Raw genomic sequence first — 12,071 nt, 5'->3', positions numbered from 1 at the left:
ACATTGTTGTTTACTCCTTGTGCGCGTGCGCAGCCGTACCGGCGTGCATCGCGTGCGCGCCGGCATCCATGGCCATGGTCATCGACTGGCCTTGCACGTTGGCAGCGGCGGCCGGAGCCGTCGCGGCGTCGGTGCCCGCGCCCTTCATTTCCATCTTCATGTCCATACCTTTCATGTCCATGCCCTTCATTTCCATGGCACCGTGGTTCTCATGGCCTTCCTGCTGCTGGGCCATGCCGGTTGCCATCGGGGCGTGCAGGATCGACAGGAACATGTTCGTATCGACCGAGCTGTAGTACGTGACCGGGGTGTTCTCACTCATCGGGACCAGCGAGGCGTAGGCGTTCTTGTCGAGCACCTTCTTCGACTCGCGCACCTTCGTGACCCATTGCTGGAAGTCGCTATCGGTCATCGCCAGCGTCTTGAAACGCATGCCCGAGAAGCCGCCGCCGCTGTAGTTCGCCGAAATGCCGTCGTACGAGCCGACGTGGTTGGCGATCAGGTGCAGCTTCGTCTCCATACCGGCCATCGAGTAGACCTGGCTACCCAATTGCGGAATGAAGAACGAGTTCATGATCGATTCCGAGGTGATCTTGAAATTCACCGGGGTATCGACAGGAACGGCCAGTTCGTTGATCGATGCAATGCCCTGTTCCGGGTAGATGAACAACCACTTGTAGTTCATCGCCACCACTTCGACCGTGATCGGCTTCACGTCGCTTTCCAGCGGCTTGTAGGGATCGAGTTCGTGGGTGGAGACCCAGGTGATGCGCGCGAGAATCGCAATGATGATGATCGGCACGAGCCAGACCACGACCTCAATGGCCGTCGAGTGCGACCAATTCGGCTCATAGCGCGCCGACTTGTTGGTTGCGCGGTACTTCCACGCGAACCACAGCGTCATCAGGATGACCGGAATCACCACGATCAGCATCAGCCAGGTGGCCGTGAGGATCAGGTTCTTGTTTTCTACTCCGATCTGCCCCTTAGGGTCGAGCAGCGTCATGTCGCAGCCAGCCAAAATCAGCGGCGAGCACAAGGCGAGGAGCCTAAACAATCGCGGGTTTCTGTGTTTCTTCATGTCACACGACAGGGTTGAGTTGGCCAGCGAACGGCGCAACACGGGCTTACCGGCCTGATGCAGGGTCGCAGGAGGTTGGCAAGGGTTAAGGTGGGACGGGAGCAGTCGTCACGCCGGTATTGCACCGGTCGAACTACGACGACTGTGTCATCGAAAAGACGGGAACCGGGGCGGATTGCCGCCCGCAGACCTCAAGTCACTGTCCGACTTCTTGTCTTTTACTTCCATCACGGTGCGGCATTATGCCGAAGTTTAATTAGCCCGGACATCGCGCACCCACCTGCGCGACAATGTGTCGCGCGGCCTTCACGCGTACGCGCGTGAGGTTTTCAAAGCAGATCGATACCTTTTTGGCGGTAAACGCTGTGCAATGCAGCAATACGGGAAGGTGCCCAGATTTCAAGAGGTGCGACGTTGTGTCGCACCCTGATTTGCGGTGTCGCAGCGAAATGCACCTATTTGGTGCAATAGCCGGAGGGGGATGCAGGGTGGAGGTATTGTGCCCGGCTTTTCAGTCGAGCGACAAGCGTACGGCGAAAGCCATGAGCGCCGCCGCGAACGACCAGCGTTGTACTTTTTGTGCAAGCGGCCGGGTGCGCAGCCAGTGCGCGATGCGCGCGGCGCCGAAGGTGAGCGTCACGTCGAAAATCGCGCCGACGACCAGCAGCAGCACGCCGAGTTCGAGCACCTGCGTCCAGACCGGTCCCGCCTCGGGACGAACGAACTGCGGCAGCAACACCGAACAGAACAGAAGCGCTTTCGGATTGAGCACACTGGAGAGCACGCCGCGCCGCAAAGCGCGCGAGAGCGGGGGGACACCGCCCGCCGGTGCCCCGACTGTCGCCACGCCGAAGGCCGGCGAGCGCCAGATCTGGATCGCCACCCAGGCAAGATAGATGGCGCCCGCGATGCGCACCGTCTCGAAGAGCCAGGGCGCGGTGCGCAATAGTGCCGCCACACCGCAGGCCGAAAGCGTGACGTGCCCCGCCCGTGCCAGCGCCAGCCCGGCCGCCGTCGCCAGACCGTGTCGCACGCCGCGCGTCATGCTCGTTTGCATCACGAGCGCCATGTCGGGCCCCGGCAACGCATAGACGACAATCAGAGCGCCAATGAAAACGGTGAGCAACTGCGGCGAGACCATGATTTTCCCCAGAGGAAGAAGCAACTAAAAACAAGCTTCATGATCTCGCCATTTCGCGAGCGATTGATAGCGTTTTCCACCCACTATAATTTACATATTTGGCGCTTTTCTCCATCCATATTCGCTTTCGCGGAAAAAGCGCCAATACCGACATTGGCGCGTCGCCGATCGGCCTAAGCCAGACGGATGAGGGCAACACTTCCCGCAGGTATCGGATCGTGGTGGAATACCGTCTTTACAGCAGATTTCGTAGCGGGATACCTACAATGAACGAACTCGACGCCATCGATCGGGCGATTCTCTCCATCGTGCAACGCGACGGCCGCATCTCCAACGCCCGCCTTGCCGAGCGCGTGTCGCTCTCGGAGACACCCTGTGCCCGACGTCTAAAACGCCTCGAATCCGACGGCTACATCACCGGTTACCGGGCCGAGCTCTCGCATCGCGCGCTGGGTCTGGGCGTGACGGCATTCGTTCACGTGCGCTTCTCCGTTCATGACCGTGTGCTCTCAGAACGATTCGAGCGTGAAGTGCTGGCCATCGACCGTATCGTGTCGTGCCACAACATCTCGGGCAGCGCGGACTATCTGCTCGGCGTGGTCGCCACCGACCTCGACGATTACGGCAGTTTCACGCGCGATGTGCTGCGCGCCCTGCCCGGCGTCTCGTCCATCGAATCGATGCTTTCCTTGCGCGAAGTCAAACGCGACACGGGCGCGCCACTGCTGTAAATCGATTCACTGCGGCGTGGAGCGGGTTTGATCGTAGAATGGCGGCCTAAAACAGACCAGACCATCAGGTGCCACATGCCGGACGCCATGCCCGCCGTACCTCCCGAAGCACTGCCGCCCCCGCACGCCGGGGCCACCGACGACGCCCTGATGTTCGACCTCGCGCCCGTCTCGCTCTGGCTAGAAGATTTCAGCGCTGTAAAGCAGTTGTTCGACGAATGGCGCGCGCTGGGCGTGATCGATCTTCGCGCCTACTTCAAGGCCGATCCGGCGCAGGTCTCGCAATGCTCGCAACGCATTCGCGTCATCAAGGTCAATCGCCGCACCTTGTCGATGTTCAACGCGCCGTCGCTCGACACGCTCGTGGCCAACCTGCCGCGCGTGTTTCGCGACGACATGCTCAAGACGCACATCGAAGAGCTCTGCCAACTGTGGGACGGCGCCACCCATTTCACCAGCAAGACCGTCAATTACACGCTCGACGGCCGTCGCCTCGATGTCCTTCTGAACGGCTCGGTCCTGCCCGGTCATGAAGCCACGCTCGATCGTGTGCTGATCTCGCTCGAGAACGTGACCGAACTGGAACACGCGCGCGAGCGCGTGACGATGGGCGAGCAATACGCCCGCGGCCTCTTCGAATACTCGCCGGTCTCGCTCTGGGTCGAGGACTTCAGCGCGATCAAGCTGCTGCTCGACGACGCCCGCGCGCGCGGCATCACCGACTTCCGCACGTTCACCGACGTTCACCCCGAATTCGTCCAGCGTTGCATGAACGAGATCGACGTGCTCGACGTGAACCGCCACACGCTCGCGATGTTCGTCGCGCCCGACAAGGCCACGTTGCTCGCGCGCCTGCCGGAAGTCTTCCGCGACGACATGCGGCACAACTTCCGCGAGCAGTTGATCGACCTGTGGGAAAACAAGCTCTTCCAGCAACGCGAAGTCATCAACTATTCGCTCGACGGCAACGAGATCAACGTCCATCTGCAATTCGCCGTGCTGCCCGGACACGAATCGCGCTGGGATCTGGTGCTCGTTGCGCTCACCGACATCACCGCGCGCAAGAAAGCCGAGTCGTATCTCGAATTCCTCGGCAAGCACGACGTGCTCACCAAACTGCGCAACCGCTCCTTCTACGTGGACGAACTCAACCGGCTCGAGCGCAAGGGCCCGTATCCGGTGACGGTGGTCGTGGCCGATCTCAATGGACTGAAGGCCGTGAACGATCAGCTCGGTCACGCGGCGGGCGACGCGTTGCTGCGTCGCGCGGGCGAGGTGCTGGGCAAGGCCATTGCGGCGCCGCAGATCGCTGCGCGCATCGGCGGCGACGAATTCGCCCTGCTGTTGCCGTCCACCGATGCGACCGGCGGCGCGGCCATGATCGAGAGCATTCGTCAGCTCGTGGAGCTGAACAACTCGTTCTACCCAGGCACGCCGCTGTCATTCTCGATGGGCATGGCCACGTGCGAGGACGGCGAACGCCTGGAAGCCACGATCCAGCGCGCCGATTTGCTGATGTACGAAGAGAAGCGCAATCACTACGCGGGCAGCGTGAACGAGCGCCGCACGCTCGACGCCTTGTCGTCGGGCGCCACGGGCAGCGACGCGTAATTCGAGGCACCGGCCGCGAGATGGGCCGCTACAGCCGCCACATCCGCCGCCGGCCGCCCGCTGGCGCGCACGTCGCCGGCATTTCCCAACGGCTCGCAGATTTGTGCGAGCCAGTCCACAAACGCTCTCACGCGCGGCGACACCCGCTTTTGCACCGGATACGCTGCCGAGAGCCGTAACGGCGGCGGCGGACATGTCGGCAGCACCGGCACCAGACGCCCCGACGCGAGATAGGGCGCCGCCGCCAGCACTGTCGGCTGAATCAGCCCGAGGCCTTCGAGCCCGGCCGCCAGATACGCCGCCTCATCGCCCACATGCAACTGCCCGCGCGTGCGCACGCACGTGGCCTTGCCTCCGACGATCAACGTGAGATCTCCACAGCGCGTGGGCAGCGCAATCCCCGCCCCGCCCGGTGAAGACGATGACGCGGCCGATGACGCGGATGATGACGACGCGAGCGATGCCAACGATTCGGCCGGCGCCGACAACCATTTGACCGACGTATGCGAAGCGAGTCCGTCGAGATCGCCCGGTGTACCATGCGCGTCGAGATAGCGACGGCTCGCACACGTCACCCGGGGCAGATCGCCCAGATGACGCGCCACCAACCGCGAATCGGGCAACTCGCCCAGCACAACACCGCAGTCCACCCCGTCACCCCGCCAATCGCCGTGGGCAGGCGTGGCGTCGAGCGCGATTTCGAGCCCCGGATAGCGGGCCTGAAATTGCGCGAGCGACGGCATGACAACCTCGCGAGCAATGACCGGCGGCAGCACGACGGCGAGACGTCCGCGCAATTGCGCCTGCGCACCGAACAGGCCCGACTCGACTTCTTCGACATCCGCGAGAATGGCCGAACACCGCTCGTAATACGCCGCGCCTTCCATGGTGAGCGCAACGCGCCGTGTGGAGCGCGTGAAGAGCGCCACGCCGAACCAGCGTTCGAGATGCTGCACCTGGGTGGTCGCCGTCGCGCGAGGGATGTCGAGCGACGCGGCCGCCTTCGTGAAGCTGCCGACTTCGGCCACGCGCACGAAGGTGCGCATGGCAGTGATGCGATCGATCATGATGCCTCCTGCCCGGTCACGGGCGCGGCGACCTTGCCGCGCCATGCCATAACGGCAGCGCCCGCCGGCGCCAGCGCAAACACCGCGAACAACCACACAGCCGCGCGCTGCGCCTGAGCGAGCGCACCGTCCGCCAGCCCCGCCGAGTTCGCGACCAGTCCGGCCAGCGCCGAGCCCAGCGCCATCGAATACAACTGCACGGTCGTGATCGATGCCGATGCCAGACCGGCCTCCCCGGGGCGCGCCGCGGTCATCACACGCGTCAACAGATGCGGCCAGCCGATGCCCACGCCAATGCCCACGCCGAACAACGCGATACAGACGCTCGCCACCCCCGCCGCGCTCGCAAAGAGCGAGGCCTGCGGCAGCAACCACGCGAGCGCGAGCATGCCGACGGTAACGATCACCGGGCCCAGACGCACGCGGCGCTCGGCGGCGTCGCCATGCCGCCCGGCGCTGGTCATCGAGCCGACCGACCAGCCCGCCGCCATGAGCGCAGCAAGATAGCCGGCAGCGAAAGGCGTCCGGCCGTGAATCGTCTGAAGAAAATACGGGATGTAGATCTCGCTCGTCATGGCCAGCCCGAGCAGACTCATGGCCGCGTAGATGCCGCCGAGTCGCGTTCGCAGCGAGTACGCCCCCGTCGGCATGAGACGCGGCAATGCATGCCGCGCGCTTCGCTCGCGCTGCGCCAGCCACCACGCGAGCACCAGGCCCGCAAGCATCCACGCCGTCGCGAGAAGGTACGAACTCACCACGGCGCCGAGCGAGATCGCCACGGCAGACGCGCACAACAAGACCACTTTGAACCACGGCACGGCATGCGACGCCTCGGCCTGATCGATCCTTTCGGCATGATCGGCCCGGGCTATCCCACGTCCGGCCGGCACCTGCGCACGAATGATGAGCCCCAGGCCGACGACGATCGGCAGCAACGACCAGAAGGCCCAGCGCCAGTGACCGAACTGCGCGAACACACCGCCGAGCGCAGGCCCGCACAGCGTAGCGACGCCCCACATGCCCGAGACCAGCCCCATCGCGCGCGACCACAGCGGTGGCGCGAAGACGATACGAATCAGCGCATAGCTCAGCGCGAGCAGAATGCCGCCACCGAAACCTTGCAGCGTGCGTCCCGCCAGCATCCACGGCATGTTGGGCGCGGCCGCGCACAGCATCGTGCCCGCACTGAAGCCCAGCAACGCCGCGATATAGGCGACGCGCGGGCCAAGCGTGGCGAGCATCTGCGAGGCGAACACCGAGCCGAGAATCGACGCCACCACGAACAGCGTGGTGTTCCAGGAATACAGATCCAGCCCGCCGATCTCCTTGACGATGGACGGCAACACGGTCGTCGCTACATAGACGTTGGTAGCATGCAACGCCACACCGCCGGCCAGCGCCAGCGACCGCCAGCCGTTGTTGCCACTCAGCAAGTCGCGCCAACCCGGCGCGGTGGGATTCGTGGTGCTCGTTGTCATGGATGGACAGTCGACCGTCGGGCGACTAATATGCAAGAAAGTTCTTGGATATTACATGTCCCACAATGAATTACCCAAATAACCACTTGGATAATAGGGCGACAATGCCCGGCGCCGCCGGTGCCGGGCACGAGCGCGTGCTGCATTGGTTGAAGGCCCAAGGACCGGCGTCGACGGCCGAGGTCGCCGCTGCGCTGGGGATCACGGCGGAAGCTGCCCGTCAGCAGGTTCAGAAGCTGGTCGCGGACGGGTTGCTCGCGGGCGAGACCATGCCGTCGCGCGGGGCGGGACGTCCGCGTCAGGCCTGGGCCCTCACCGAGGCTGGCCACAACCGCTTTCCCGACGCGCATTCCACGCTCACCATTCAGTTGATCGGCTCGATCCGCCAGCTCTTCGGTGAAGACGGTCTCGATCGTCTGATTACGCAACGCGCCGTCGAGACGCGTGCGCAATACAAGCAGGCCATCGACCCGTTGCCCGGCTTGCCGGCCCGCATGGAAAAGCTCGCGGAGATTCGTTCAGCGGAAGGCTATATGGCCCGTGTGGAGCGCGACGGCGACGACTGGCTGCTCATTGAAGATCACTGCCCGATCTGCGCGGCGGCGAAAACCTGTCAGGGCTTTTGCCGCACCGAGCTAGAACTGTTTCAGGAGTTGATCGGCGAGCGCGGCACCGTGTCGCGCGAGACGCATATCCTCGCAGGTGGGCAACGCTGCACGTATCGCGTGCGCACGCGCGCGACGGCTGCGTGAAGCTTCGGCGCGTTCGGTTCGTCCCCGGAGCGGTAGGACGTTGAGAGGTTGCGCAGTGCCGATGGCCTCTGCGCCATATCGGCGATAGCGTGACGCCGTCTCAGCGCGGCTGAAACGCGATCAGGCTCATGCCCGCGAGCGCGACGACCACGCCGGCGATGTCCCACGGCGTCGGACGCATGCCGTCGACCAGCCACAACCACACGATTGCGACACCGATATAAATGCCGCCGTAAGCGGCATAGACGCGTCCGGCGGCCGACGGATGCAGCGTGAGCAGCCAGGCGAACAGCGCCAGCGCGATCCCGCCGGGCACCAGCAGCCACGCGCTGCGATCGTGCTTGAGCCACAACCACGGCAAATAGCATCCGACGATTTCCGCCACCGCAGTGACGACATAAAGAAGAAAAGTTTTCATGGTGCGATTATGCCCGGCGACTTTGCAAATCGTCATGCCACCCTCGGCACGGGCAGGGACGACAGTCCAATGGCCTACAATGCCGCGTTCACCGGAGAAGCTCATGGAATCGTTGGAAGCACGCGTCGTCGAACTCGAGGTCAAAGCGGCGTTTCAGGAAGATCTGCTCGAGACGCTCAATGACATCGTCACCCGTCAGGAGCAACAGATCGACCTGCTGCAAAAGCAGCTCAAGGCGCTGTATCAGCAGATGCAGTCGCAAGGCCAGGGCAGCGGCAACGACAGCAATCCGCGTCACGAAATCCCGCCGCACTATTGACGCCTTGTGGAAATGGCCGCCTGCGCGATGGCGTTTTCGGCAGCGCTCGCAGCGGCCATGCAACGGTCGCCGGAGCATCGTCTGCCGGGCACTGCCATCGCGGATCACCGCGGCGCTCAGAACGATTCCACGCCATGCGGGTCACATGACCATCGACGATTCAAGCACGCCCGCACACCGGGTACTCGTGACATGACTTCGCACCGCCCTACTCGCTTTATTGCCATGGACCGCATGGAAATCGTGACGCCCGACGGCTACGCGTCGGCCATCTCGCGCCGCGACACGCTGCGCATCGCCCTCGGCGGCCTGCTCGGCGTGACGCTGGCGCCGCTCATACGCCCGGCCAACGCCGCGTACAACATCTGGACCGGCGAGTACACGATGACCCGCAAGGACATCGAGACGGCTGTCGACAAGCGCTTCCCGACCACGCTCAACTACGGCCAGTTGCTCCGCGTCGAGTTGACGAATCCGCAAATCGGCTTCAATCCGCAGGCCAATCGCATCAACACGCAGGTCGACGCGCAAGTGCAGAACGTCCTGCTGCAAGGCCAGCCGCTAAAAGGCGTGCTCGCGATCTCCAGCGCGCTGAAATACGACCCCGTCAAGCACGCCGTGCTGCTCGACAATCCGAGCGTCGAGCGCGTGGACGTCAACGGCATGCCGCCCGCCTACGGCCAGCAACTGACGTCCATTGGCGGCACAGTCGCGCAACAGGTGCTCAACCAATATCCGATCTATACGTTCCAGCCGGAACAACTGAAATACGGCGGACGCGACGTCGAGCCGGGCGCCATCACGGTGCTGCCGGACGGCATCAAGGTAGAAGTGAAGACGAAGTAAGCAGCGCCGCGTCATCACCAGGCAGAAAGAACCGCCTTTGAATTGCCCACCGAAGCGGTGGATATGACGCCAACCTTTGGCGGTTTTTTCACGTACGTTCCGGTCGAACCCTGAACGATGAGTTACGGGTCGCGTCGACCATCGGCAACGCTGCCCGTCTGGCGGCAATCGTTTCCATCATCGCAAGCCCCCCCCCTCCTGCGCGACTCAATCCTTCGAAATCTAACGAGCCGCAAAACATGAACGGCGAAATTGTCGAATGGGTGGCGCTTTTCCGTGTCGATGCGCCGACCTGTCAGGGTTGACAGTTGTTCGCCACAAACGACGTATGGCTGAATCAAATATCGTCGCTTATCACCGGCGACAAAAAGCTACCACCCTGGCTTGGGTAAGCCTGCCATTCATTGCTTCGCCTACCGCATCGATCGTGCAGCGTAATCTCCAAGCATCCTGGTAAGAATGGGCGAGACGCACAGATAGTTTCGCCTCTATTCATACGTAATATCGAGAGCCGAGGTGCATCGTGAAAAACAGGATTGAAGCAAACGAGATCGAGCTTATTTTCGGGTTGCCATTCCCGGCCCCTCAGTTCATGCGGCATGCCCCGAAGATATTGACCATGCCAGACGGAAAGATTTACGCGGCAGATAACGAATTGGGGGCCGGGACCATATTTGTCGCACGTGTACATGCTGACGGTACGCCCGATAAAAGTTTCGGGGGCGCCGGATGGGTCGCTGAACATCTGGCATCGGGTGTCAGCAATACGTCGATCGCAGGCCTGCTATCCCGGGACGACGGTGGCGTCATCGTTGCGCTGTCCGGCACATCCACCTTCGCTCTCGCATGCTTCGCGGCAGATGGACAACTGGATCGGACGTTTGGCGAGAACGGAAAGATTGTCCACCCCATCGAGTGCGGCGACACGCCGGCAGATCGTCAAACGGTGCCCACCGTGGGCGTCACCGCTCACGAGAATGCGAATGGGAACGGGAATGAAACAGAATCAAGTGCAACCGGCGGTTTGGGGGCGCTGGTTCAAGCCGACAATGGAACGTTCTACGGCTTGCTCGGCGAACGGTTCGGAATGGCCACTTGCGCGTTAATGCGTTTCGAATCCAATGGCCGGTTGGACCCGAACTTCAATGGGACTGGCGTCGCAATCATCCATTGCCCGTCCGGATCGCCGTTCGACCAACGAACAGGAGCGAACAGTTTTGTCGTGATGCCCGACGGTGGGGCTGTGGTGGTGGGGACCATTACAAAAATAGGTGAACCGATGCGCGTCTATTTTTGCCGATTCAATCAAGATGGATCGATCAATCGCGCGTTTGGTGAAGATGGATTTGCGATTTTCTACTCGGATTCCGCTGGAATTCCATCAGACAATCTTTATCAGATGGAGTTGAATTACGCTTGCAACCTGAGCAACGGCGGAATCACTGCATGCGGATATCTGACAAACCTGCCGCTATACCATTCGTTTGGACTGGTTGTTTGCGTCGACGCGTTGGGAAGGCCAATTGATGACTTCAATCGCGGAAGGCCACTGCTATTTGGGGTGGTTGGCGAGACGGATATGAAATTCCTATTCGGAGGCATGGGAGTACAGACTGACGGGAAAATTGTCGCTTGCGGTGGCGTAACGGAAAATTCTTCGCGAGACCGAAGCATTCTGATTTCACGTTTTCTGGAAGATGGGCGGGTAGACTCAAGTTTCGGCGGTCGCGGCTATCTTGAAATCAGCCCGTATGATTCACAGGTGAATCATGCATCCGATCTTCTGATCGATTCGAATGGGAAGATTTGGGTGGCTGGGGCGGGAGGGCCAAATTACAATATTTCCAGCAATACGTCGTATGTATTCAGGCTTAGCCATTGATTGCCCGACAAAAAGGGCAGCTTGACGCTGCCCTTTTTTGACTTCCCGCATTTAACGTCACGGGTCTTAGACGATCGTCAACGTCACGTCGATGTTGCCACGCGTGGCGTTCGAGTACGGACACACGATGTGCGCCTTCTGCACGAGGTCTTCCACCACGGCGCGGTCCACACCCGGCACGCTGATCTTCAGTTCGGCCTGAATGCCAAAGCCGGTCGGGATCTGGCCGATACCGACGCTGCCGTCGATCTTCGTTTGCGCCGGCAGGGTGACCTTTTCCTTGCCTGCGACGAACTTCAGCGCGCCCAGGAAACAGGCCGAGTAACCGGCGGCGAACAGTTGCTCCGGGTTCGTGCCGCCAACGCCGGGCCCCCCCATTTCCTTGGGCACCACCAGCTTGACGTCGAGCACGCCATCGGAAGAAACGGCGCGGCCGTCACGGCCTCCGTTGGCGGTGGCATGGGCGGTGTACAGCACTTTTTCGATCTTCGACATGACGAACTCCTGGTAAGTAGAGAAATTCACTTCCAAACTTCGACCGCTCTGACCTGGCACGCCCTCATGGCGTTGCCTCGCGCTCAGACGGTCAACCTGACATACGTACGTCGGCGCATCCGATAGAGGAAGTGACGCTTGCCCCATACGTGTGTTCCCGCGTCGACGGAACCGATGTGCTGCACGTGTTTTGTCTGCCCGCGTGCACTGCACTCAACGCCGTCAACGATCTTAATGCAACTGTGGGACA

12 protein-coding genes are annotated in these 12,071 nt (G+C 62.0%); 6 read left to right on the top strand and 6 right to left on the bottom strand.

Translation table 11 applies throughout. The features are described from left to right. Positions 1 to 10: 10 nt before the first annotated feature. Together cyoA and ACIPHM_RS15420 are read right to left on the bottom strand one after the other, a co-directional pair. Positions 11 to 1,081, bottom strand: a complete 1,071-nt coding sequence (gene cyoA / locus ACIPHM_RS15425) for a ubiquinol oxidase subunit II (RefSeq protein ID WP_400329644.1) — start codon at positions 1,079 to 1,081, stop codon at positions 11 to 13. 511 nt (positions 1,082 to 1,592) lie between these two features. Further along, the gene (locus ACIPHM_RS15420; RefSeq protein ID WP_400329641.1) at positions 1,593 to 2,222 is read right to left on the bottom strand and encodes a LysE family translocator; all 630 of its coding nucleotides are present in this window, start codon (positions 2,220 to 2,222) and stop codon (positions 1,593 to 1,595) included. A 266-nt stretch (positions 2,223 to 2,488) separates the two neighbouring features. Between ACIPHM_RS15420 and ACIPHM_RS15415 the strand changes: the two genes are divergently transcribed. Together ACIPHM_RS15415 and ACIPHM_RS15410 are read left to right on the top strand one after the other, a co-directional pair. After that, positions 2,489 to 2,953 (top strand): Lrp/AsnC family transcriptional regulator, encoded by a 465-nt coding sequence (locus tag ACIPHM_RS15415; RefSeq protein ID WP_400329639.1) that lies wholly within the window; start codon positions 2,489 to 2,491, stop codon positions 2,951 to 2,953. Between the two features lie 87 nt (positions 2,954 to 3,040). Continuing rightward, positions 3,041 to 4,564 (top strand): diguanylate cyclase domain-containing protein, encoded by a 1,524-nt coding sequence (locus ACIPHM_RS15410; protein ID WP_400329636.1) that lies wholly within the window; start codon positions 3,041 to 3,043, stop codon positions 4,562 to 4,564. Here ACIPHM_RS15410 and ACIPHM_RS15405 read toward each other — a convergent pair. Next, positions 4,492 to 5,631 carry a LysR family transcriptional regulator gene (locus tag ACIPHM_RS15405; RefSeq protein WP_400329633.1) on the bottom strand — a complete coding sequence of 380 codons (1,140 nt, stop codon included), beginning with the start codon at positions 5,629 to 5,631 and terminating at the stop codon, positions 4,492 to 4,494. The genes ACIPHM_RS15410 and ACIPHM_RS15405 overlap by 73 nt on opposite strands. Then, positions 5,628 to 7,109: an MFS transporter gene (locus ACIPHM_RS15400; protein ID WP_400329630.1), complete on the bottom strand. Its 1,482-nt coding sequence runs from the start codon at positions 7,107 to 7,109 to the stop codon at positions 5,628 to 5,630. Before ACIPHM_RS15400 ends, ACIPHM_RS15405 begins: the two co-directional genes overlap by 4 nt. 104 nt (positions 7,110 to 7,213) lie before the next feature. Between ACIPHM_RS15400 and ACIPHM_RS15395 the strand changes: the two genes are divergently transcribed. Then, positions 7,214 to 7,861 (top strand): helix-turn-helix transcriptional regulator, encoded by a 648-nt coding sequence (locus tag ACIPHM_RS15395; protein WP_400329627.1) that lies wholly within the window; start codon positions 7,214 to 7,216, stop codon positions 7,859 to 7,861. A 100-nt stretch (positions 7,862 to 7,961) separates the two neighbouring features. Here the strand turns inward: ACIPHM_RS15395 and ACIPHM_RS15390 are convergent, their stop codons facing one another. Continuing rightward, positions 7,962 to 8,279 (bottom strand): YnfA family protein, encoded by a 318-nt coding sequence (locus ACIPHM_RS15390; protein ID WP_400329624.1) that lies wholly within the window; start codon positions 8,277 to 8,279, stop codon positions 7,962 to 7,964. A 112-nt stretch (positions 8,280 to 8,391) separates the two neighbouring features. Between ACIPHM_RS15390 and ACIPHM_RS15385 the strand changes: the two genes are divergently transcribed. From ACIPHM_RS15385 to ACIPHM_RS15375, 3 genes are all read left to right on the top strand, one after another. Next, positions 8,392 to 8,598, top strand: coding sequence for a SlyX family protein (locus tag ACIPHM_RS15385; RefSeq protein ID WP_400330020.1), 207 nt, complete (start codon positions 8,392 to 8,394; stop codon positions 8,596 to 8,598). Between the two features lie 225 nt (positions 8,599 to 8,823). Beyond that, positions 8,824 to 9,444, top strand: a complete 621-nt coding sequence (locus tag ACIPHM_RS15380) for a DUF1439 domain-containing protein (protein WP_400329621.1) — start codon at positions 8,824 to 8,826, stop codon at positions 9,442 to 9,444. 523 nt (positions 9,445 to 9,967) lie between these two features. Next, entirely contained in the window at positions 9,968 to 11,326 is a 1,359-nt protein-coding gene (locus tag ACIPHM_RS15375; RefSeq protein WP_400329618.1) for a hypothetical protein, read from the top strand. 66 nt (positions 11,327 to 11,392) lie between these two features. On the opposite strand, the gene ACIPHM_RS15370 is transcribed toward ACIPHM_RS15375, so the two are convergent. Then, the gene (locus ACIPHM_RS15370; RefSeq protein ID WP_400329615.1) at positions 11,393 to 11,821 is read right to left on the bottom strand and encodes an organic hydroperoxide resistance protein; all 429 of its coding nucleotides are present in this window, start codon (positions 11,819 to 11,821) and stop codon (positions 11,393 to 11,395) included. Positions 11,822 to 12,071: the final 250 nt, after the last annotated feature.

The sequence above is a fragment of the Pandoraea sp. NPDC087047 genome (assembly GCF_044745225.1).
Lineage (GTDB): Bacteria > Pseudomonadota > Gammaproteobacteria > Burkholderiales > Burkholderiaceae > Pandoraea.
This window is presented reverse-complemented; position numbering and strand designations above follow the sequence as displayed.

Excerpts from the sequence above, each read along its gene's own strand:
- cyoA (WP_400329644.1), bottom strand. The coding sequence starts at position 1,081 with ATGAAGAAACACAGAAACCCGCGATTGTTTAGGCTCCTCGCCTTGTGC.
- ACIPHM_RS15420 (WP_400329641.1), bottom strand. The coding sequence starts at position 2,222 with ATGGTCTCGCCGCAGTTGCTCACCGTTTTCATTGGCGCTCTGATTGTC.
- ACIPHM_RS15415 (WP_400329639.1), top strand. The coding sequence starts at position 2,489 with ATGAACGAACTCGACGCCATCGATCGGGCGATTCTCTCCATCGTGCAA.
- ACIPHM_RS15410 (WP_400329636.1), top strand. The coding sequence starts at position 3,041 with ATGCCCGCCGTACCTCCCGAAGCACTGCCGCCCCCGCACGCCGGGGCC.
- ACIPHM_RS15405 (WP_400329633.1), bottom strand. The coding sequence starts at position 5,631 with ATGATCGATCGCATCACTGCCATGCGCACCTTCGTGCGCGTGGCCGAA.
- ACIPHM_RS15400 (WP_400329630.1), bottom strand. The coding sequence starts at position 7,109 with ATGACAACGAGCACCACGAATCCCACCGCGCCGGGTTGGCGCGACTTG.
- ACIPHM_RS15395 (WP_400329627.1), top strand. The coding sequence starts at position 7,214 with ATGCCCGGCGCCGCCGGTGCCGGGCACGAGCGCGTGCTGCATTGGTTG.
- ACIPHM_RS15390 (WP_400329624.1), bottom strand. The coding sequence starts at position 8,279 with ATGAAAACTTTTCTTCTTTATGTCGTCACTGCGGTGGCGGAAATCGTC.
- ACIPHM_RS15380 (WP_400329621.1), top strand. The coding sequence starts at position 8,824 with ATGGACCGCATGGAAATCGTGACGCCCGACGGCTACGCGTCGGCCATC.
- ACIPHM_RS15370 (WP_400329615.1), bottom strand. The coding sequence starts at position 11,821 with ATGTCGAAGATCGAAAAAGTGCTGTACACCGCCCATGCCACCGCCAAC.